At 69.6% G+C, this 19,783-nt stretch carries 26 protein-coding genes; 18 read left to right on the top strand and 8 right to left on the bottom strand.

Annotation, left to right across the window (positions count from 1 at the left end):
* Nucleotides 1-15 precede the first annotated feature (15 nt).
* The 4 genes from PV963_RS11060 to PV963_RS11045 all read right to left on the bottom strand — a co-directional run bounded on the left by PV963_RS11060 (nt 16) and on the right by PV963_RS11045 (nt 3,627).
* Nucleotides 16-1,023, bottom strand: a complete 1,008-nt coding sequence (locus PV963_RS11060; protein WP_274821996.1) for a COX15/CtaA family protein — start codon at nt 1,021-1,023, stop codon at nt 16-18.
* Between the two features lie 69 nt (nt 1,024-1,092).
* Complete coding sequence (locus tag PV963_RS11055; RefSeq protein ID WP_274821995.1) at nt 1,093-1,809, bottom strand: ABC transporter permease; 717 nt, start codon at nt 1,807-1,809, stop codon at nt 1,093-1,095.
* 50 nt (nt 1,810-1,859) lie between these two features.
* Complete coding sequence (locus tag PV963_RS11050; protein ID WP_274815468.1) at nt 1,860-2,783, bottom strand: ABC transporter ATP-binding protein; 924 nt, start codon at nt 2,781-2,783, stop codon at nt 1,860-1,862.
* Nucleotides 2,784-2,814: 31 nt separating this feature from the next.
* Nucleotides 2,815-3,627 (bottom strand): aminoglycoside N(3)-acetyltransferase, encoded by an 813-nt coding sequence (locus tag PV963_RS11045; RefSeq protein ID WP_274815467.1) that lies wholly within the window; start codon nt 3,625-3,627, stop codon nt 2,815-2,817.
* A gap of 161 nt (nt 3,628-3,788) precedes the next feature.
* Here PV963_RS11045 and PV963_RS11040 point away from each other — a divergent pair, with 161 nt between their 5' ends.
* Genes PV963_RS11040 through PV963_RS11005 form a run of 8 tightly spaced genes read left to right on the top strand, consistent with a single transcriptional unit; the run spans nt 3,789 to nt 10,345 of the window.
* Nucleotides 3,789-4,532, top strand: coding sequence for a helix-turn-helix transcriptional regulator (locus PV963_RS11040; RefSeq protein ID WP_274815466.1), 744 nt, complete (start codon nt 3,789-3,791; stop codon nt 4,530-4,532).
* Nucleotides 4,529-5,950 carry a Fe-S cluster assembly protein SufB gene (sufB, locus tag PV963_RS11035; protein WP_020273984.1) on the top strand — a complete coding sequence of 474 codons (1,422 nt, stop codon included), beginning with the start codon at nt 4,529-4,531 and terminating at the stop codon, nt 5,948-5,950. Before PV963_RS11040 ends, sufB begins: the two co-directional genes overlap by 4 nt.
* Nucleotides 5,951-6,006: 56 nt before the next feature.
* Complete coding sequence (gene sufD / locus PV963_RS11030) at nt 6,007-7,191, top strand: Fe-S cluster assembly protein SufD (RefSeq protein WP_274815465.1); 1,185 nt, start codon at nt 6,007-6,009, stop codon at nt 7,189-7,191.
* Nucleotides 7,188-7,505 carry a non-heme iron oxygenase ferredoxin subunit gene (locus PV963_RS11025; RefSeq protein ID WP_020273986.1) on the top strand — a complete coding sequence of 106 codons (318 nt, stop codon included), beginning with the start codon at nt 7,188-7,190 and terminating at the stop codon, nt 7,503-7,505. The genes sufD and PV963_RS11025 overlap by 4 nt, the downstream gene beginning before the upstream one ends.
* Nucleotides 7,506-7,512: 7 nt before the next feature.
* On the top strand, nt 7,513-8,277 hold the full coding sequence (gene sufC, locus PV963_RS11020) for a Fe-S cluster assembly ATPase SufC (RefSeq protein WP_020273987.1): 765 nt from the start codon (nt 7,513-7,515) through the stop codon (nt 8,275-8,277).
* Nucleotides 8,274-9,530: a cysteine desulfurase gene (locus tag PV963_RS11015; protein ID WP_274815464.1), complete on the top strand. Its 1,257-nt coding sequence runs from the start codon at nt 8,274-8,276 to the stop codon at nt 9,528-9,530. The genes sufC and PV963_RS11015 overlap by 4 nt, the downstream gene beginning before the upstream one ends.
* A gap of 15 nt (nt 9,531-9,545) precedes the next feature.
* On the top strand, nt 9,546-10,016 hold the full coding sequence (gene sufU / locus PV963_RS11010; RefSeq protein WP_059419772.1) for a Fe-S cluster assembly sulfur transfer protein SufU: 471 nt from the start codon (nt 9,546-9,548) through the stop codon (nt 10,014-10,016).
* Nucleotides 10,013-10,345: a metal-sulfur cluster assembly factor gene (locus PV963_RS11005; protein WP_010039749.1), complete on the top strand. Its 333-nt coding sequence runs from the start codon at nt 10,013-10,015 to the stop codon at nt 10,343-10,345. The genes sufU and PV963_RS11005 overlap by 4 nt, the downstream gene beginning before the upstream one ends.
* A 68-nt stretch (nt 10,346-10,413) precedes the next feature.
* On the opposite strand, the gene PV963_RS11000 is transcribed toward PV963_RS11005, so the two are convergent.
* Nucleotides 10,414-11,244, bottom strand: coding sequence for an AbfB domain-containing protein (locus PV963_RS11000; RefSeq protein ID WP_274815463.1), 831 nt, complete (start codon nt 11,242-11,244; stop codon nt 10,414-10,416).
* Between the two features lie 169 nt (nt 11,245-11,413).
* On the opposite strand from PV963_RS11000, the gene PV963_RS10995 reads away from it, so the two are divergent.
* The 3 genes from PV963_RS10995 (at nt 11,414) to dapD (ending at nt 13,570) form a co-directional block, all read left to right on the top strand.
* Nucleotides 11,414-11,734 (top strand): DMT family transporter, encoded by a 321-nt coding sequence (locus tag PV963_RS10995; protein WP_274815462.1) that lies wholly within the window; start codon nt 11,414-11,416, stop codon nt 11,732-11,734.
* Nucleotides 11,734-12,282, top strand: a complete 549-nt coding sequence (locus PV963_RS10990) for a TetR/AcrR family transcriptional regulator (protein ID WP_274815461.1) — start codon at nt 11,734-11,736, stop codon at nt 12,280-12,282. Before PV963_RS10995 ends, PV963_RS10990 begins: the two co-directional genes overlap by 1 nt.
* 298 nt (nt 12,283-12,580) lie before the next feature.
* Nucleotides 12,581-13,570, top strand: coding sequence for a 2,3,4,5-tetrahydropyridine-2,6-dicarboxylate N-succinyltransferase (dapD, locus tag PV963_RS10985; protein ID WP_274815460.1), 990 nt, complete (start codon nt 12,581-12,583; stop codon nt 13,568-13,570).
* Nucleotides 13,571-13,883: 313 nt separating this feature from the next.
* Here the strand turns inward: dapD and PV963_RS10980 are convergent, their stop codons facing one another.
* Complete coding sequence (locus PV963_RS10980) at nt 13,884-14,171, bottom strand: DUF3303 family protein (protein WP_274815459.1); 288 nt, start codon at nt 14,169-14,171, stop codon at nt 13,884-13,886.
* Between the two features lie 559 nt (nt 14,172-14,730).
* Here PV963_RS10980 and PV963_RS10975 point away from each other — a divergent pair.
* Entirely contained in the window at nt 14,731-15,291 is a 561-nt protein-coding gene (locus PV963_RS10975) for an HD domain-containing protein (RefSeq protein ID WP_274815458.1), read from the top strand.
* On the opposite strand, the gene PV963_RS10970 is transcribed toward PV963_RS10975, so the two are convergent.
* Nucleotides 15,279-15,749, bottom strand: coding sequence for an NUDIX hydrolase (locus tag PV963_RS10970; protein ID WP_274815457.1), 471 nt, complete (start codon nt 15,747-15,749; stop codon nt 15,279-15,281). The two genes, PV963_RS10975 and PV963_RS10970, sit on opposite strands and share 13 nt — an antisense overlap.
* A 104-nt stretch (nt 15,750-15,853) precedes the next feature.
* Entirely contained in the window at nt 15,854-16,585 is a 732-nt protein-coding gene (locus tag PV963_RS10965; protein ID WP_053670679.1) for an XRE family transcriptional regulator, read from the bottom strand.
* A 162-nt stretch (nt 16,586-16,747) separates the two neighbouring features.
* Here PV963_RS10965 and PV963_RS10960 point away from each other — a divergent pair, with 162 nt between their 5' ends.
* From PV963_RS10960 to PV963_RS10935, 6 genes are read left to right on the top strand one after another with little or no spacing between them, the layout of a single operon-like run.
* Nucleotides 16,748-17,104, top strand: coding sequence for a hypothetical protein (locus tag PV963_RS10960; RefSeq protein WP_274815456.1), 357 nt, complete (start codon nt 16,748-16,750; stop codon nt 17,102-17,104).
* A 3-nt stretch (nt 17,105-17,107) separates the two neighbouring features.
* Complete coding sequence (locus PV963_RS10955; protein ID WP_274815455.1) at nt 17,108-18,463, top strand: FtsK/SpoIIIE domain-containing protein; 1,356 nt, start codon at nt 17,108-17,110, stop codon at nt 18,461-18,463.
* A 38-nt stretch (nt 18,464-18,501) separates the two neighbouring features.
* Nucleotides 18,502-19,194 (top strand): DUF2637 domain-containing protein, encoded by a 693-nt coding sequence (locus PV963_RS10950; RefSeq protein ID WP_274815454.1) that lies wholly within the window; start codon nt 18,502-18,504, stop codon nt 19,192-19,194.
* A gap of 19 nt (nt 19,195-19,213) precedes the next feature.
* Nucleotides 19,214-19,408, top strand: a complete 195-nt coding sequence (locus tag PV963_RS10945) for a hypothetical protein (protein ID WP_274815453.1) — start codon at nt 19,214-19,216, stop codon at nt 19,406-19,408.
* 1 nt (nt 19,409) lies between these two features.
* Complete coding sequence (locus tag PV963_RS10940) at nt 19,410-19,601, top strand: mobile element transfer protein (protein WP_274815452.1); 192 nt, start codon at nt 19,410-19,412, stop codon at nt 19,599-19,601.
* A gap of 13 nt (nt 19,602-19,614) precedes the next feature.
* Entirely contained in the window at nt 19,615-19,770 is a 156-nt protein-coding gene (locus PV963_RS10935; protein WP_104779910.1) for a hypothetical protein, read from the top strand.
* Nucleotides 19,771-19,783 lie beyond the last annotated feature (13 nt).

Genomic DNA, 19,783 nt, shown 5'->3' with positions numbered 1-19,783 from the left:
CGGGCAGGGTGGCTCCTAGGCCTTGGTCAGGGTTGCCTCGGGAGCGGGACCGGGCACGTCGGCCACGACCTCCGGCCGTTCACGCAACGACAGCACCACCCGCAGCACCCAGATCCACATCACGGCCGAGCCGAACATGTGCAGGCCGACCAGGACCTCGGGCAGGTCCGTGAAGTACTGGACGTAGCCGATGACGCCCTGCGCGAGCAGGATCAGGAACAGTTCGCGGGTGCGGTTCAGCGGGCCGCGCGGCGCGTCGACCGCCTTGAGGACGAACCACAGGGCGAACGTCAGTGTCACCACGATCCACGCCAGCACGGCGTGCAGCTTGCTCACCGTCTCCCAGTCGACCGGCATCCGCTCGACCTCGCTGGAGTCGCCGGCGTGCGGGCCCGCGCCGGTGACCACCGTGCCGACCAGGATGAGCAGCACGGCGGCCGCGACCAGGAACCACACCAGCTGCTGCACGGCCTTGCCGACCAGCGGGCGCGGCGGCGCGTCGCCCTCGCGGGTGCGCTGCCACATCACCGTGGCCACCGCGATGAGCGCGGACGTCGCCACGAAGTGGGCCGCGACCGTGTACGGGTTGAGACCGACCAGCACCACGATGCCGCCGAGCACCGCGTTGCTCATCACGATCCAGAACTGCGCCCAGCCGAGCCGGGTCAGGCCCCGCCGGTACGGCTTCTGGGAGCGCGCGGCGATGATCGCCCAGCCGACGGCGGCGCACAGCACGTACGTCAGCATGCGGTTGCCGAACTCGATGGCGCCGTGGACGCCCATCGCGCTGGTCGCGGTGAGCGAGTCCGCGGTGCACTTGGGCCAGGTCGGGCAGCCGAGGCCCGAGCCGGTCAGCCGTACGGCTCCGCCGGTGACGACGATGAGCACCGACATCACGATCGCGGAGAGGGCCGCGCGCTGGACCGTCCGGGGTTCCGGGGTCCAGCGCTCGGCGATGAAGGCGAGGGGGTTGCGCAGGGCCGCCCTGGCGTCGGCGGGGGTCACTTGTGGCACGCGACCCATCGTAGGACGCCGCTTGTGCACGCTTTCACGAGGGTCCGTCATGGGCCTTCTCCCAGCCGTCGTGGGCCTTTACTCCCAGCGGAAGAACCGTCCGGCGGCCGCCAGCCCCACGACCGCCCAGACGCCCAGGATCCCCAGGTCGGCCCAGGGCATCCCGGCCCCGTGCCGGAGCACGTCCCGCAGGCCGTCGGACAGGGCGGAGATGGGCAGCAGGCCGAGCACGTCCTGCGCGGCGGCGGGGAACTTGTCGAGCGGCACGATGACCCCGCCGCCGACGAGCAGCAGCAGGAACACCAGGTTGGCGGCGGCGAGCGTCGCCTCGGCCTTCAGCGTCCCGGCCATCAGCAGGCCGAGGCCCGAGAAGGCCGCCGTACCGAGGACCAGGAGCAGCAGCACGGCGAACGGGTTGCCCTGCGGCGACCAACCGAGGGCGAAGGCGATCACCGTCAGCAGGATCACCTGGAGCACCTCGGTGACCAGCACGGACAGCGTCTTGGCGGTCATCAGGCCCCAGCGCGGCAGGGGCGAGGAGGCGAGCCGCTTCAGGACGCCGTAGCGGCGCTCGAAGCCGGTCGCGATCGCCTGCCCGGTGAACGCCGTCGACATCACCGCGAGCGCGAGGATGCCGGGGGCGAGGAAGTCGACGGCCTCGCCGGCGCCCGTGTCGACGATGTCCACGGTGCTGAAGAGCACCAGGAGCAGGGTCGGGATGACGACGGTGAGCAGCAGCTGCTCGCCGTTGCGCAGCAGCATCTTCGTCTCGAACGCGGCCTGGGCCGCGATCATGCGGGTCAGGGGCGCGGCCCCCGGCTTCGGCGCATAGGTGCCGGTGGCGGTCACGAACGCAGCTCCTTACCCGTGAGCTCCAAGAAGACGTCCTCCAGGGTGTGCCGCTCCACCGAGATCTTCTCCGGCATCACGCCGTGCTGGGCGCACCAGGAGGTGACCGTCGCGAGCAGTTGCGGGTCGACCTTGCCGACGACCCGGTACGAACCCGGCGTCAGCTCGGCGGCCGAGCAGTCGGCTGGCAGGGCCTTCAGCAGCGAGCCGACGTCCAGCCCGGGGCGGCCGGAGAAGCGGAGGGTGTTCTCGGCGCCGCCGCGACACAGCTCCTCCGGGGAACCCTGGGCGATGACCCGGCCGGCGTCGATGATCGCCACGTCGTCGGCGAGCTGCTCGGCCTCGTCCATGTAGTGCGTGGTGAGGATCACGGAGACGCCGTCGGCGCGCAGGTCCCGGACCAGGTCCCAGGTGGCGCGGCGGGCCTGCGGGTCGAGCCCGGCGGTCGGCTCGTCGAGGAAGACCAGCTCGGGGCGGCCCACCACGGCCATCGCCAGCGCGAGCCGCTGCTGCTGCCCGCCCGACAGCCGCCGGTACGTCGTACGGCCGCAGGAGCCGAGCCCCAGGCGCTCGATGAGCGCGTCCACGTCCAGGGGGTGGGCGTGCAGCTTGGCCACGTGGCGGAGCATCTCGTCGGCGCGGGAGCCCGAGTAGACGCCGCCGGACTGGAGCATCACGCCGATGCGGGGCCGCAGGTCCCGGGACTGTCCGACCGGGTCGAGGCCCAGGACGCGCACCGTGCCGGAGTCCGGCTTCCGGTACCCCTCGCAGGTCTCGACCGTGGTCGTCTTGCCCGCCCCGTTGGGGCCGAGCACGGCGGTCACACCCTCCCGGGCCACCAGGTCGAGCCCGTCCACCGCGGTCTTCGTGCCGTACCGCTTCACCAGGGCCTGGACCTGGACCACGGGCTCACTTCGCATGGGTCCAGAGTCTAGGTACGTGCGCGTGAGGTCAGACCGGCGGGTGCAGGAACTCCTCCTCACGGGGCCGGTGGACCGCCAGCCACCGCTCGGCGTAGGCGACGGCGTCCGCCACCGGGAACAGCCGCGCCTCGGCCGCCCCCACCTTTCCGCGCACGACGGGACAGTCCCGCTCGAAGTCGTATCCCAGCTCGTCGAACCGGTCCGAGCTGATCGACACCTCGGTCACGGTCTCCCAGCCCTCGGGACCCGGCCGGCCCACGGCGACGCGCGGGGACGGTATCCGGTACTCGGCGAGGTGGAAGCCGGTGCAGGAGGCGTAGCCGGCGCCGAGCAGCAGGACCCGGGCGCCCATGGCCTCCAGTTTCGCGAGCGGGCTGCGCTCGCCGAGCCGGCAGTCGGGTGCGTGGCCCTCGACCACCTCCGCCGCGCGCGGGCCGATCGCCGCGAACGAGGTCTGCGGATGCGCGCTGCGCAGCGCGCCGGGCCAGGTGCGCACGGTCTCCGGGACGACGCCGACCCCGCGCGCGGGCGTGATCCGGGGATCGTAGGCGGGCATCGTGGCGCGGATGGTCTCCCACCAGTCCGGGGGTACGGGCGGGTTGCCCCACAGCGCCGGGTCGGAGAGGTCGCCGGTCTGCGTCGGAACCACCAGCGTGCCCTGAGGGCCGAGCGCGTCGAGCAGTCCGTGCACGACCGCGACGGCGCCGCCGTTGACCCAGCCGAGGGAGCTGAGCGAGGAGTGCGCGAGGAGGGTCTCGCCGGGGCGCACGCCCAGTTCGCACAGCTGCGTGCGCAGTGTGTCCCGGGTGACAAGAGGGCCGGTCGGAGGGGGTGTGGACATGGTTCGGGAGTGTCCCCGAAGCGGCTTCGGCATGCCAGCGGTTTGATCGATCAGAGATCGTTTCCGCAGGTCACCTTAGGTTTACCTAAGTGACGCAGGGCACCTTCGGTGCGGCCGGACGCGGCTTGCCCGGCCCTGATGAATTACGCAACAATGGCGTTGTGAAAAACGTCGGCCAGGCTCGGGAGACCCCCACGGGGGCCCCTCAGGAGGAGCTCGCGACCGGGGAGCGGTCCACCCGCAACCGAGTCGCGCGGTCCATCCTGGACCATGGCCCGTCGACCGTCGCCGAACTCGCCGAGCGGCTGGGCCTCACCCAGGCGGCCGTACGCCGGCACCTCGACGCCCTCGCGGGCGACGGTGTCGTGGAGGCACGCGAGCAGCGGGTCTACGGCGCGCGCACCCGCGGCCGGCCGGCCAAGGTGTTCGCCCTGACCGACTGCGGGCGGGACGCCTTCGACCAGTCGTACGACAAGCTCGCGGCGGACGCGCTGCGCTGGATCGCCGACCGCGAGGGCGGGAGCGAGGCGATCGCCGCGTTCGCCCGCGCCAGGATCGCCGCGCAGGCGGGCGCGTACCGCGAGGCGGTCGAGGCCGCCGCGCCCGAGCAGCGGACACAAGCGCTGGCCAAGGCGCTGAGCGCGGACGGGTACGCTGCTACGGCGCGCAGTGCGCCCCACCCTCAGAAGGGTGAGCAGCTCTGCCAGCACCACTGCCCGGTCGCCCACGTCGCCGAGCAGTTCCCGCAACTGTGCGAGGCGGAGACGGAATTTTTCGCCGAGCTGCTCGGTACGCACGTACAGCGGCTCGCCACCATCGCGCACGGCGACGGCGTCTGCACGACGTTCATCCCCAAGATTTCCCACAACGCATCTGCAAGCACGGCCGGGAGGAACCCCGCATGACTCTCCCCACGGAGACTGCCCACCCCGAGCTCGAGGGCCTGGGCAAGTACGAATACGGCTGGGCCGACTCCGACACGGCCGGCGCCTCTGCCAAGCGCGGCATCAACGAGGACGTCGTCCGCGACATCTCCGCCAAGAAGAACGAGCCGGAGTGGATGACCAAGCTCCGTCTCAAGGGCCTGCGCCTGTTCGAGAAGAAGCCCATGCCGAACTGGGGCTCGGACCTGTCGGGGATCGACTTCGACAACATCAAGTACTTCGTGCGCTCCACGGAGAAGCAGGCGGCCTCCTGGGAGGACCTGCCCGAGGACATCAAGAACACGTACGACAAGCTGGGCATCCCCGAGGCCGAGAAGAACCGCCTCGTCGCCGGCGTCGCCGCGCAGTACGAGTCGGAGGTCGTCTACCACCAGATCCGCGAGGACCTGGAGGAGCAGGGCGTCATCTTCCTCGACACCGACACGGCCCTGAAGGAGCACCCGGAGCTCTTCAAGGAGTACTTCGGGACCGTCATCCCCGTCGGCGACAACAAGTTCGCGTCGCTGAACTCCGCCGTGTGGTCGGGCGGCTCCTTCATCTACGTGCCGCCGGGCGTCCACGTGGAGATCCCGCTCCAGGCCTACTTCCGCATCAACACGGAGAACATGGGCCAGTTCGAGCGGACCCTGATCATCGTCGACGAGGGTGCCTACGTGCACTACGTCGAGGGCTGCACCGCCCCGATCTACAAGTCGGACTCGCTGCACTCCGCGGTCGTCGAGATCATCGTCAAGAAGAACGCCCGCTGCCGCTACACGACCATCCAGAACTGGTCGAACAACGTCTACAACCTGGTCACCAAGCGCGCCGTGGCCTACGAGGGCGCGACCATGGAGTGGGTCGACGGCAACATCGGCTCCAAGGTGACGATGAAGTACCCGGCCGTCTACCTGATGGGCGAGCACGCCAAGGGCGAGACGCTGTCCATCGCCTTCGCCGGCGAGGGCCAGCACCAGGACGCGGGCGCCAAGATGGTCCACATGGCACCGAACACGTCGTCCAACATCGTGTCGAAGTCCGTCGCGCGCGGTGGCGGCCGTACGTCCTACCGCGGTCTGATCGAGATCGGCGAGGGCGCCGCGGGCTCCAAGTCGAACGTGCTCTGTGACGCGCTGCTGGTCGACACGATCTCCCGCTCGGACACCTACCCCTACGTGGACGTCCGCGAGGACGACGTGTCCATGGGCCACGAGGCCACCGTCTCCAAGGTCTCCGAGGACCAGCTCTTCTACCTGATGAGCCGCGGTCTGAGTGAGTTCGAGGCGATGGCGATGATCGTGCGCGGCTTCGTCGAGCCCATCGCCAAGGAGCTCCCCATGGAGTACGCCCTGGAGCTCAACCGGCTGATCGAGCTGCAGATGGAAGGCGCGGTCGGCTGATCCGGCCGCAGTCCCATCAAGCCCTTACGTAACGGAAAGCGAGCACTACGACAGCCATGGCTGAGGCTCAGAACATCCCGGTGGGCTCCACCACCACCGGCTCGATCGCGGTGGCGGCCGAGTCGACCGTCGCCACCCGCATGAGCGCGCCCCCCTCCTTCGACGTCGCGGACTTCCCCGTTCCGCACGGCCGTGAGGAGGAGTGGCGGTTCACCCCGCTGGAGCGCCTGCGCGGGCTGCACGACGGCACCGCCGTGGCCGACGGCAACGGCGTGAAGGTCGACGTCCAGGCCCCCGAGGGCGTCACCGTCGAGACCGTCGGCCGCGACGACGCGCGGCTCGGCAAGGCGGGCACCCCGGTGGACCGCGTCGCCGCCCAGGCCTACTCCGCCTTCGAGAAGGCCTCGGTCGTGACCGTCCCGAAGGAGACCGTCCTCACCGAGCCGATCCGCATCGCGGTGCACGGCGAGGGCGGCACCGCCTTCGGCCACCAGGTGATCGAGCTGGGCGCCTTCGCCGAGGCCGTCGTGGTCATCGACCACACCGGCGACGCGGTGCTCGCAGCCAACGTCGACTACCTCCTGGGCGACGGCGCCAAGCTGACCGTCGTCTGCGTCCAGGACTGGGACGACGAGGCCGTCCACGTCGCCCAGCACAACGCGCTCGTCGGCCGCGACGCCTCCTTCAAGTCGGTCGTCGTCACCTTCGGCGGCGACCTCGTCCGGCTGCACCCGCGCGTGCGGTACGCCGGCCCCGGCGGCGAGGCCGAGCTGTTCGGCCTGTACTTCACCGACCGCGGCCAGCACCAGGAGCACCGCCTCCTGGTCGACCACAACGTCCCGCACTGCAAGTCGAACGCCGTCTACAAGGGCGCGCTCCAGGGCGACGACGCGCACGCGGTGTGGATCGGCGACGTGCTCATCGAGGCCGCCGCCGAGGGCACGGACACGTACGAGATGAACCGCAACCTGGTCCTCACGGACGGGGCGCGCGTGGACTCCGTACCGAACCTCGAGATCGAGACCGGCGAGATCGTCGGCGCCGGCCACGCCTCGGCCACCGGCCGCTTCGACGACGAGCAACTCTTCTACCTCATGGCCCGCGGCATCCCGGAGCACGAGGCCCGCCGTCTGGTGGTCCGCGGCTTCTTCGCCGAGCTGGTCCAGCAGATCGGCCTCCCCGACATCGAGGAGCGCCTGATCGCCAAGATCGAGGAGGAGCTGGAGGCGGCGGTCGCATGACCTTCGTACGCGCCTGCGGACTGGGCGAGCTGGAGGAGGACACCCCGAAGCGGGTGGAACTCGACGGCACGCCCGTGTCCATCGTGCAGACCGAGGGCGAGGTGTTCGCGATCCACGACATCTGCTCGCACGCGAACGTCTCCCTGTCGGAGGGCGAGGTCGACGACTGCCACATCGAGTGCTGGCTGCACGGCTCGCGCTTCGATCTCCGCTCCGGCAAGCCCGACGCCCTTCCCGCGACGCGCCCCGTCCCCGTATACCCCGTAAAGATCGAAGGAGACGACGTGCTCGTCTCCCTCACCCAGGAGTCCTGAGGCACCCATGGCAACGCTTGAAATCCGAGACCTGCACGTCACCGTCGAGGTCGAGAACGGCACGAAGGAAATCCTCAAGGGTGTCGACCTCACCGTGAAGCAGGGCGAGACGCACGCCATCATGGGCCCCAACGGCTCGGGCAAGTCGACCCTCGCCTACTCCCTCGCGGGACACCCGAAGTACACCATCACCGGCGGCACCGTCACCCTCGACGGCGAGGACGTCCTGGAGATGTCCGTCGACGAGCGCGCCCGCGCCGGCCTGTTCCTCGCGATGCAGTACCCGGTCGAGGTCCCGGGTGTCTCCGTGTCGAACTTCCTGCGCACCTCCGCCACCGCCATCCGCGGCGAGGCCCCCAAGCTGCGCACCTGGGTGAAGGAGGTCAAGGAGGCCATGGAGCGCCTCAACATCGACCCGTCCTTCGCCGAGCGCAACGTCAACGAGGGCTTCTCCGGCGGTGAGAAGAAGCGCCACGAGATCCTCCAGCTGGAGCTGCTCAAGCCGAAGATCGCGGTCCTCGACGAGACCGACTCGGGCCTGGACGTCGACGCCCTGCGCGTCGTGTCGGAGGGTGTGAACCGCGTCCGTGACACGGGCGAGGTCGGCACCCTGCTGATCACGCACTACACGCGCATCCTCCGCTACATCAAGCCCGACCACGTGCACGTCTTCTCCGGCGGCCGGATCGTCGAGTCCGGCGGTGCCGAGCTCGCCGACAAGCTGGAGGAAGAGGGCTACGAGGCATACACGAAGGGTGGCGCATCCGCGTGACACAGCTGCCGGGCCTCCTCGACACCGAGGCGCTCCGCAAGGACTTCCCCATCCTGGACCGCCAGGTCCACGACGGTAAGAAGCTCGTGTACCTGGACAACGCGGCGACGAGCCAGAAGCCGCGCCAGGTGCTGGACGCCCTCAACGAGTACTACGAGCGCTACAACGCCAACGTCCACCGTGGCGTGCACGTCCTCGCCGAGGAGGCCACGGCGCTGTACGAGGGTGCGCGCGACAAGGTCGCGGACTTCATCAACGCGCCCTCGCGTGACGAGGTGATCTTCACCAAGAACGCCTCGGAGTCGCTCAACCTCGTGGCGAACATGCTGGGCTGGGCCGACGAGCCCTACCGCGTGGACTCGGACACCGAGATCGTCATCACGGAGATGGAGCACCACTCCAACATCGTGCCGTGGCAGCTGCTCGCGCAGCGTACGGGCGCGAAGCTGAAGTGGTTCGGCCTGACCGACGACGGCCGCCTGGACCTGTCCAACATCGACGAGGTCATCAACGAGAAGACGAAGATCGTCTCCTTCGTGCTGGTCTCCAACATCCTGGGCACCCAGAACCCGGTCGAGGCGATCGTGCGCCGCGCCCAGGAGGTCGGTGCGCTGGTCTGCATCGACGCCTCGCAGGCCGCGCCGCACATGCCGCTGGACGTGCAGGCCCTGCAGGCCGACTTCGTGGCCTTCACCGGCCACAAGATGTGCGGCCCGACGGGCATCGGCGTCCTCTGGGGCCGCCAGGAGCTCCTGGAGGACCTGCCTCCGTTCCTCGGCGGCGGCGAGATGATCGAGACGGTGTCGATGCACTCCTCGACCTACGCCCCGGCGCCCCACAAGTTCGAGGCGGGCACGCCCCCGGTCGCCCAGGCGGTCGGTCTCGGCGCGGCGATCGACTACCTCAACTCGATCGGCATGGACAAGATCCTCGCCCACGAGCACGCACTCACCGAGTACGCGGTGAAGCGGCTGCTGGAGGTCCCGGACCTGCGCATCATCGGCCCGACCACGGCCGAGGAGCGCGGAGCGGCGATCTCCTTCACGCTCGGCGACATCCACCCGCACGACGTGGGCCAGGTCCTCGACGAGCAGGGCATCGCGGTCCGGGTCGGTCACCACTGCGCGCGGCCGGTGTGCCTGCGGTACGGAATTCCTGCGACCACGCGAGCGTCGTTCTATCTGTACTCCACGCCGGCCGAGATCGACGCGCTGGTCGACGGCCTGGAGCACGTACGGAACTTCTTCGGCTGAAGGGCGTGCTGAACGGTGAAACTGGACTCCATGTACCAGGAAGTCATCCTGGACCACTACAAGAACCCGCACGGGCGGGGCTTGCGGGATGGCGACGCCGAGGTGCACCACGTCAACCCGACGTGCGGTGACGAGATCACGCTGCGCGTGAAGTACGACGGAACGAAGATCGAGGACGTTTCGTACGAGGGCCAGGGCTGCTCGATCAGCCAGGCCTCGGCCTCCGTACTGAACGAACTCCTCGTCGGCAAGGACTTCTCCGACGCGCGGAAGATCCAGGAGACCTTCCTGGAGCTGATGCAGTCCAAGGGGAAGCTCGAACCCGACGACGCGATGGAGGAGATCCTGGAGGACGCGGTCGCGTTCGCCGGGGTCTCCAAGTACCCGGCCCGGGTCAAGTGCGCCCTGCTGAGCTGGATGGCCTGGAAGGACGCGACGGCCCAGGTGCTGGGCGGCGCCGACGCCGAGAAGGAGACGACGGCATGAGCGAGACCGTGGAGATGAAGCCGGCCTCGGAGGAAGAACTCCGTGAGGCCCTGATGGACGTCGTCGACCCCGAGCTGGGCATCGACGTCGTCAACCTCGGCCTGATCTACGGCATCCACGTCGACGAGTCGAACATCGCGACCGTCGACATGACCCTGACCTCGGCGGCCTGCCCGCTGACGGACGTCATCGAGGACCAGGCGAAGTCCGCCACGGACGGCCTCGTCAACGAGTTGCGCATCAACTGGGTCTGGATGCCGCCGTGGGGCCCCGACAAGATCACGGACGATGGGCGGGAGCAGCTTCGGGCGCTCGGGTTCAACGTCTGAGATCCGTCTGAGACCCACTGACTGACGAAGGGGCGGCACCCTGCCGGGGTACCGCCCCTTTCGCGTGTTCAGTCCAGCCCGGCCACCAGGCGGAACGACGAGTCCGCGAGGTACAGGCCGTCGTGCTGGTACGGCTCCAGGCGGAGCTGGAAGTTGCGGTGGCGCAGGAAGCGGCCCGGATAGTTCACGGACTCCAGCATGACCGCGCCCGAGGAGGCCGCGGGGCGGGGGCAGAAGGTGGCGTCCTTGCGGAAGAGCGACGAGTCGTCGTCGCGTTCCGTGCGCAGGACGAAGTTGCGGTGACGGAGGTAGGTGCCGTCGGCCGTGGTGAAGGAGTAGCAGGAGGAATCGGCCAGGCCCGCCACCCGTTCGAACGTGGCGTTGCGGCGGGCCGAGGCCGAGCCGGCCGGGGCGAGGGTGACGTAGCCGCCGCTGGTCTGCCAGTAGCGGTCGGGGTAGTTGACGGAGCGTATGGAGGTCCCGGTCTTCGCGGCCGGGGGCGTGGCCGGCGGTGAAGTCCGGTGGGACGCCGGGGGCTTGGGCGCCTTCGTGTGCGGCTCCGGACTGGCGTCGGGGCGGGGCGATGTGCTTCGGGTAGGCGTGGGGGACGGGCGCTTGTGGTGCTTGGCGGGCGCTTTCCCCGTCTTGGAGGGCGTTGCGAAGGAGATCAGGCCGCCCGGCGCCGAGCTGCTGAGGGCCGTCGGCTGCGCCGCCGAAGGGGCCGGCTCGCCGGTCCGGCTGTCCATCACGGCGATCGCCGTCACGCACGCGGAGACCGTGGCGAGGGCGAGGGCACCCGCCAGCCACAGCCGTCGCGTTCCCGGTGCCCGGGTGGTGTCCGGGGCCCAGCCGCTCTCCCACGGGCGGTCCAGTGGGGGCCGGGACTTCTCTTCTGACATGCGCTTTTTCCTCCGGCGGGCACCCTTTACAGCGGCGCAGTTGTGGTGGCCCGGTGTGTGATCGCTGACACCGTAGTGGACCAGGGGGACCCCTGTGAGGCGTTTGTTGAAAGCGGTATCTCTCCTCGCGTTGCGTACGGGTGTACAGATGTTGTGTACGCTCGTACACATGGGTTATCTGCTGCTGGCCACGGCCATCGCCGCCGAAGTGGGCGCGACGACCGCCATGAAGTACAGCGAGGGCTTCAGCAGGCTCGGACCCTCGCTGCTGACACTCCTCGGCTACCTCGTCTCCTTCGCGCTGCTCGCGCAGACGCTGAAGACCGTCTCCGTCGGAACGGCCTACGCCATCTGGGCCGGCGTCGGCACCGCCGCCATCGCCACCATCGGGTTCCTCTTCCTGGGGGAGGGGATGACCGTCGCCAAGGCCGCCGGGATCGCGCTGATCATCCTCGGGGTCGTTGTGCTGAACCTGGGAGGTGCGCACTGATGCCCCGGCGCCACGACCCCGAGCGGCGACAGCGGATCATCGACGCGGCGATCCGGGTCGTCGGGGCGAAGGGCATCGCCGGGCTGAGCCACCGCACCGCCGCCGCCGAGGCCGATGTGCCGCTCGGCTCGACGACGTACCACTTCAAGACCCTCGACGAACTGCTGGTCGCCGCGCTGCGGCAGGCCAACGAGGGCTTCGCCAAGGTCGTCGCCGGGCGCGGCGGGCTGGAGGATCCCCACACCGACCTGGCCGCCGCACTCGCCGCGTGGATGGGGGAGTGGCTGGCGGGTGACCGCACCGGCGTCGAGCTGGAGTACGAGCTCTACCTCGCCGCCCTGCGCCGGCCCGCCCTGCGGCCCGTCGCCGCCGAGTGGGCCGAGGGGGTCGCCGAGCTGTTGTCCCGGCGTACGGATCCGGTGACCGCGCGGGCGCTGGTGGCGGTCGTCGACGGCATCTGTCTTCAGGTGCTGCTGACCGGGGTGCCGTATGACGAGGCGTATGCCCGGGAGGTGTTGGGGCGGGTTGTCGCGGGGGCGGGGATGTGAGTGCCGGAGGTGGGGTGGATGGGGGGTGTGGGGGTGATGCCGGTGGTGGCGGCGGCTGCCGGGCTGCGGGTGTGAGTGGCCGGTGGCGGGGTTGCTGCGGGGCTGCAGGAGTGAGTGCCGGTGGTGGGGCGGCTGCCGCGTCGTCACCGGTAATGATCGCGTCGCCACCGGCAATGATGCCGACGGCGGGGGCCGCCGGGGCGCGTCCCGACGACCTGCGCCGAGACGTACCGCCCGGCACGTGAGACGCCCCCGTACCGGTTCGCATCGACCGCCGTCCGCCGGTTAGGTTGCCCTCATGACCGACACGACTGCTCCTCGCCCCACCGGCGCCGTGGCCGCCGGCCTCGCCACGATCGCCGCCGACGGTACCGTTCTCGACACCTGGTTCCCCGCCCCTGAACTGGCCAAGGAGCCCGGCCCGTCCGGCACCGAGCGGCTGTCCGCCGAGCGTGCCGCGCAGCTGCTCGGCGGCGGTGCGACCGCGGCGATCGGCCCGGACGCCCGCCGGGGCGTCGAGGTGGTCGCGGTCCGCACGGTCATCGCCTCGCTCGACGAGAAGCCGATCGACGCGCACGACGTCTACCTGCGCCTGCACCTGCTCTCCCACCGCCTGGTCAAGCCGCACGGCCAGAGCCTGGACGGCATGTTCGGCTTCCTCGCCAACGTCGCCTGGACCTCGCTCGGCCCGGTCGCCGTCGACGACCTCGAGAAGGTGCGGCTGAACGCCCGCGCCGAGGGCCTGCACCTCCAGGTGACCTCCGTCGACAAGTTCCCGCGGATGACCGACTACGTGGCCCCCAAGGGCGTCCGGATCGCCGACGCCGACCGGGTCCGCCTCGGTGCGCACCTCGCCGAGGGCACCACCGTCATGCACGAGGGCTTCGTCAACTTCAACGCCGGCACGCTCGGCACGTCGATGGTCGAGGGCCGTATCTCCGCGGGCGTCGTGATCGGCGACGGCTCGGACATCGGCGGCGGCGCCTCGACCATGGGCACGCTGTCCGGCGGCGGCAACGTCATCATCTCCATCGGCGAGCGCTGCCTGATCGGTGCGGAGGCGGGCGTCGGCATCGCCCTCGGCGACGAGTGCGTCGTCGAGGCCGGCCTCTACGTCACAGCCGGCACCCGCGTCACCATGCCCGACGGCCAGATCGTCAAGGCCCGCGAGCTGTCCGGCGCCTCCAACATCCTCTTCCGCCGCAACTCGGTCACCGGCACCGTCGAGGCCCGGCCGAACAACGCGGTGTGGGGCGGGCTGAACGAGATCCTGCACAGCCACAACTGATCATCGGCGGCCGTGACCTGCGGCCGCCTTATCGATCAACGTCCTGACCTGCTGTTGAGCTGTCGGCAGTTGTCGGCGTTGGTCACCGTTGAGCGCCCTTCCACGGCCCGAGGACGGCCCCGGCAGGGCGCTTACATGCCGGTCTACTACACAGCCCTTCCGCTGACCAGCGGGACAGAAGAAGCCCACGGCTCTGACAGTTCAGATGCCGTGGGCTTCTGTCGTTGTCGGTCGGCGTCGGCTGGCCTTGGACGGCCCAGACTCTGCGCCCGGCCGTCGTCAGTCTGGAAGAGGAGACCTCTTCGTCCCGAAGCTACTTCAGGGCAGCAAGGCCCCTCTGCAATTCGTCGAGGTTCATGACCGGCTCAAATGTGACTTCCGCGCCCATCTCTTGGAAGAACGGGTCGGCGATGGAGGGCAACTCTGAGCTGTCCTGCATGTCGAATACGAGAATCATGGAACGCCCGCCCTCGGGAGTGAAGTAGGCGGCCTCCGGCTTCAGCCGCTCGATGGCCGACTTCACCGAGTCAGGCATCGCTCCGCCCTTCGTCACCTGATTCGACATCTGGGTGTCCATGCGGGCCTTCATCATCATCCGCATCGCACGCTCTCCTCGCGCACCGCGACCTGCGCGGTTCCGTCCGCGCTCGCTGGGATCCGGTGCATCCAGCTCAGCTTCACCTCCGCTGATCACCGTCCGCAACAATTACTACGCTCCACGTGATGCCAAGGAGAGATGACGTGGCCACGCGCAGACATCTACGAGGTCGGTGGAGCGGCTTTGGGCGGGAGCTGCCATGGGGCGAGTGATCATGGCCCCGTAAGCTTCCGGCGAGTCGGGCAGTCTGTGGACCTGCCCGTTAAAGCACGACGTTGGGGCCATGATCTTCGAGGCTCGCCCCATGGTGGCTGCCTAAAGCCGTGGAGCCGACCGCCCCAGCCACAGAGGGTGTCTCCTACTTCATGGCCGCAGCCGCCGAGCGCGCCGCCGGGCGCGGCCAGCCGGGGCGAAGACAGGAGGCAGGCCGCGCCGCAGAGGCGGCGCGCGCCCGCGCCGTGCGCGGGCCTTGATGAAGTAGGGAAAGTCTTACCGCGTCAGTGATCCGGAGCGGCCGGTCGGCGACTTCAGAGACCTGCCCTGTTGGGCTACGGTGCGATCTATGACCTCTGGACTGGACACGCCCCAAGGCGCGGCCGAGCTGGCCGAGTCGCTCTTGCCTCCGCTCGGGAACCGCTGGCTGCACACTCAGGCCGTGGCAGCGCGTGCGCGTGAGGCTTCGGCGGCTGTGTCCGCAGAGGATCAGGATCTCCTCGTCGCCGCCGCATGGTTGCACGACATCGGCTACGCCCCGGAGCTGCGGGGAACGGGGTTTCATCCTCTTGACGGAGCGCGCTACCTGGAAACCCTCGGGGCACCGTCCCGGCTCGTTCGCCTGGTCGCCCACCACTCCGGCGCTGTGTACGAGGCTGAACAGCGCGGGCTCTCCGATGAGTTGGCCGTGTATGAGCGGGAGGATTCTCCCGTCCTGGACGCCTTGATCTACGCCGACATGACGACCGGTCCGGCTGGGCAGTCCTTCGACTTCGACCGCCGTATTGACGAGATCCTGGAGCGGTACGAGGCGGGCAGCGAGGTGCACAACGCGATCAGCAAGGCGCGTCCGTACCTCGGGGCCGCCGTGGAGCGGACGCGCGCTCGCCTCGGTGATCAGCCGACGTAAGGCTCCGGCCGGTTCGCCAACCCGTGATCGATCCGCATCCGCATCGACGGATGGATGTTCAGGCTGTCCAGTCGACTGGGGTGGACGAACGCCACTTCCTTGCTCTCGCTGCTGGTGCGCAGCTCACCGCCGACGATACGGGCCCGGAAGCAGATGGAGAACTGCTGGCGCACTTCGCCGTCGTCGTACGCCATGACGTGGGCCGGGTTGGTGTAGGTGCCGACCAGGCCGGTCACCTCGACGTCGAAGCCGGTCTCTTCCTTCGTCTCCCGTACGGCTGCGTCGGGCGCTGACTCGCCGACGTCGACCCCGCCGCCGGGCAGGGCCCAGAGGTCGTTGTCCGTCTTGTGGATCAGCAGGATTTCCCCGGCGTCGTTCAGCGCCACCGCGGTTACGGACGGGACGATGCTGTTCGCCTTCGGGGCGTTCGGATCGTTGAAGTAGTCGACTCGCGCCATGTCTCCAGCCTCGCACGTCTGGCAGACGAACCGAATCGGCCGTGGACCGGGTGCCGGTTCCGCCGGCGCCCGCAGCCCCGGCCCCTGAAGGCGCCGAGCCGTTGCTACGCGGGCCGACCGCGCTCCCACGTGTAGTCGAAGCTCCGCATGTAGTGCCGGAAGGTGCGGGCGCCGGGGATGTACCGGAAGTGCAGCACCGGGTTCTGCCCGGCCGGTGCTCCAAGCACGTGCGGGTTCACCAACACGTCGTCGTCGAACCGATAGATCGAGTTGTACAGGATCGTGTCGTGCAGCCGGACCTCTACGCCCGGGGTCTTCATCGCCGGTTCGAGGTAGCGACGGGTGATCCGGGCGCGCGCGGCCAGGTCGTCACCTATGCCTTCCTCTTCGCCGCGCTGACGGACCATCTCCGAGTCGGGGTCGCCGAGCAGGACCCGAACTTGGGCTCCAGCCTTGGCCTTGTCCGCCAGCTCGTAAGGGAGATCCGGGTGGTTGTCGAAGAGGAACAGACCCGCGTACACGAGGATGTCGACCTGGTCCTTCGCCTTCTCGATGAGCGATGACCACAGGGCGGCCGGTACGGCGCCCCGGTGCGGGTAGTACGTGATCAGCTCAGAGGTGCTCGCGGACTCTGCCTGCTTCTCGACGGTGGGCCACAGGTAGACCTCGTCGACGCCGAGGAAGCTCGCGGCCTTCCAGCGGTGCCCCCGATGCGGCGTGCGGTTGGTCGTGATCCAGCGCTCCACGCTCTTGGGGTCGACCCCAACGTGCTGGGCTACCGACTGGATGGTCTCGCCCTTCGCTGAAATCGCCGCGCGCAGACGCTCGTTCGCCATGGCGTGCCCTCTCGTGGGACGTATCGGGGACGTTTTGACGATAGCTCAGACGTCCCTAAACGTCCATACGGACCGTGATGCGTCCACCACCTCTCGCGGTCTCCTGATCTCACCGGCGATGAACGCCGGTTCCAAAGCTCCCTCAGATCAGGAGAACAGACGATGCGTCAGATTCCCGTCGACACCTCCACTGCGACCGTGATGGTCGCCCAGACCCCGGAGCCCAAGGTTCGTGACCGCCGGACCGGCGAGATTGCCACGGACGCCGAGACGGGCGCGAAGCTGATGACGGTGAGCGTGATGTTCGCCCTCAATGGCGAGGTCGAGATCCTCAACGTCACCGTGCCGGAGAGCGGCATCTCGGGCGAGCTGACGATGGGTACCCCGGTCGCGCTGACGGGGCTGATCGCCCGGCCGTGGGAGAACGAGTTCAACGGCCAGAAGCGGCACGGCATCGCGTTCCGTGCGGTCGCTGTCACCTCGCTCGCTGCCGGTGCTGAGCAGCCGAAGGCGGCCTGAGCCATGACCTGGCTGACCGTCGCCCTGGCGCTGGTCGTCGCCGCTGCGGGACTCCTGCGGTGGCGGCGCCCCGCCTGGTACTGGCTGACCTTCGGCGTCGCCCTGGCGACCCTGCGGGTCCTGCTCCGCTACCCGTCCGTGATGGACGCCTGTGGCCTGACCGTCCCGGCTCCCCGCTGGCGCCTGGCCCTGGCGCGGATGACCAACCGTCCCGTTCCCGGCCCCCGGGCTCCGCGCATCCTGCGGGTACGACCGACCCGGACCGGCCTGGTGTTGCGCCTCAAGCTCCGGCCCGGACAGGACGCCTTCGACGTGTCGGCCTCGTGTGACCGGCTGCGGCACTCGTTCGCGATGTACGGCGTCACCTCCCGCGAACTGCGCTCCGGCGTGGTTGAAGTGCGGATGACCGGCTATGACGTGCTCAAGCGCGTGCAGATGCCTGCCAAGTGCGACACCCGGCCGATGCGGGTCCCGGTCGCCCTGCGCGAGGACGGCGCCGTTCACTTCAGGGACTACCGAGCTGTTCCGCACGCCCTCACCCTCGGTGCCACCGAGTCCGGCAAGTCTGTCTATCAGCGCAACCTGGTGGCCGCACTTGCGCCGCAACGTGTCGCGCTGGTGGGCATCGACTGCAAGCAAGGAGTGGAACTCTTCCCGCTGGCCCGTCGGTTCTCTGCGCTGGCCGACAACCCGGACACCGCCGCCGAACTCCTCGACGCGCTGGTAGAGCACATGGAAGACGTCTACCAGCTCATCCGCGCCGAGCAGCGGATCACCGCCGACGTGCCGGATGCGGAGATCGCCGCCGACATCTGGGACCTGCCGGAAGACCTGCGACCCGTTCCCATCGTGGTCCTGGTCGACGAGGTCGCCGAACTCGCCCTGTTCGCCACCAAGGACGAGGAGAAGCGCCGGGACCGGATCATCACCGCCCTCGCGCGGTTGGCCCAGCTCGGTCGGGCGGCCGGGATCTACCTGGAGATCTGCGGGCAGCGCTTCGGCTCCGAACTCGGCAAGGGCATCACCATGCTGCGCGCCCAGCTCACCGGCCGCACCGCCCACCGCGTCAACGACGAGTCCAGCGCGAACATGGCCCTCGGCGACATCGCACCGGATGCCGTGCTGGCCGCGATCCAGATCTCTACCGACACGCCCGGCGTCGCCATCACGGGCGATTCGACCGGCGGTTGGGCCCGGATCCGCGCTCCGCACACCTCGCTTCGTCAGGCCGTCAACACCTGCAACCGGTACGCCGATTTGGTCCCGGACCTGCCCGCCCTGGCTCCCTTCCGGCCCGCACTCGGCGGTCCGAAGCCGCTTCCGGCCCCGGCCGTCGAGTCTGCCCCGGCCGCCGCCTGATCCCGCCTCGTCCCTTGCCCACCTAAGGAGGTGACGACATGACCCGCTCGATCCGCCCCGATGCCGTCCTGGTTCAGGCCGTGATCGCCGGAGCCCTGTCCTTCGCCCACCTGCACGACCTGGCCGCCGCTGCTGGACAGACGGGTTGGAAGGCATGGGCTTACCCGGTCAGTGTCGACCTGCTCCTGGTCGCCTCCTGGCGGCGGCTCCGTGTCGATGGCCCGTCCCGGTTGGCCTGGTGCTGGTTCATCGTCGCTCTGTTCGCCTCTCTCGGCGCCAACGTCGCCACTGCCGGGTTCCTGGACCTGGAACACCCGCCCGCTCTGCTCCGGCTCGGCGTCGCCGGGTGGCCCGCCCTCGCCTTCCTCGGCGGCACGCTTCTCGCCCACGCACCCAAGTCCGCCGTGGACCGGGTGCCGGATCCGCCGGCGCCCGCAGCCCCGGTTACCGAGCCGGATCCTGAGCCGGTTGCTGAGACGGAACCTGAGCCCGAGCCGATTCCGGCTGTCGACACCCCGGCCCTTCCGGCTGCCGAGCCTGCCCCGGCCGAGCCTGCCCCGGTCGCCGCTGCTCCGGCTGTGCCGGTCCCGGCCGCGCTGGTCGACCACGCCCGCAAGGTCGCCGACGACCACCGTGCCCGTACCGGTACGCCGATCGACACCGACACCCTGCGCGCCCGCCTCGGCGTCCCACCCCAGCTCGCCGACGCCATCGCCGCCCAACTCGCCTGACATCGACGGGAGATACGCCATGACCAGTGACCCGGCCGACCTGACCGCCGCCGACCACCTCGACGCCGCCCGCGAGATGGCCGCCGCGAACCGGCCCCTCCTCGCGCACCTGCTCGCCGAGGAAGCCGCACGCCGCACCGCCGACCCGGCCACCGCCGCCGGTATCCGCGCCGCCTTCCCCGACCCGGCCCTGACCCGAGAGGAGACCGACTGACATGCCCGCCCGCGACCACTTCCACTCCGTGATGCGCATCGGCCCGGTGCAGATCGGCACCCACCGCGACCGCAACGGCCACACCAAGCACGCCGCCGTGTGCACCGCCGACCGCTGCGGCTGGTCCTCCGACTACTCCAGCCAGTCCGCCGCCCAGCTCGCCGCCCGCACCCACCGCTGCCGCATCCGCTAGGAGGCCCTCCGCCATGGAAGTACCGCTCTGGCTCGCCCTGCTCGTCGTCGGCTACCTCGGCGTCAAGCTCATCCGCCCGCCCGCCTGGCTCATCGCCGTCCTGCTGCTCGGCGGCTTCCTCCTCGCCGACAGCGTCCTGGCCCCCGCCATCGACACCTTCATCAAGTAGCCGAAGGGAGAAC

The organism is Streptomyces coeruleorubidus (assembly GCF_028885415.1).
In the GTDB taxonomy this organism is placed as follows: Bacteria; Actinomycetota; Actinomycetes; order Streptomycetales; family Streptomycetaceae; genus Streptomyces; species Streptomyces coeruleorubidus_A.
Note: the sequence above shows the minus strand (reverse complement) of the source record. Positions and strands in the feature narration are given on the sequence as shown.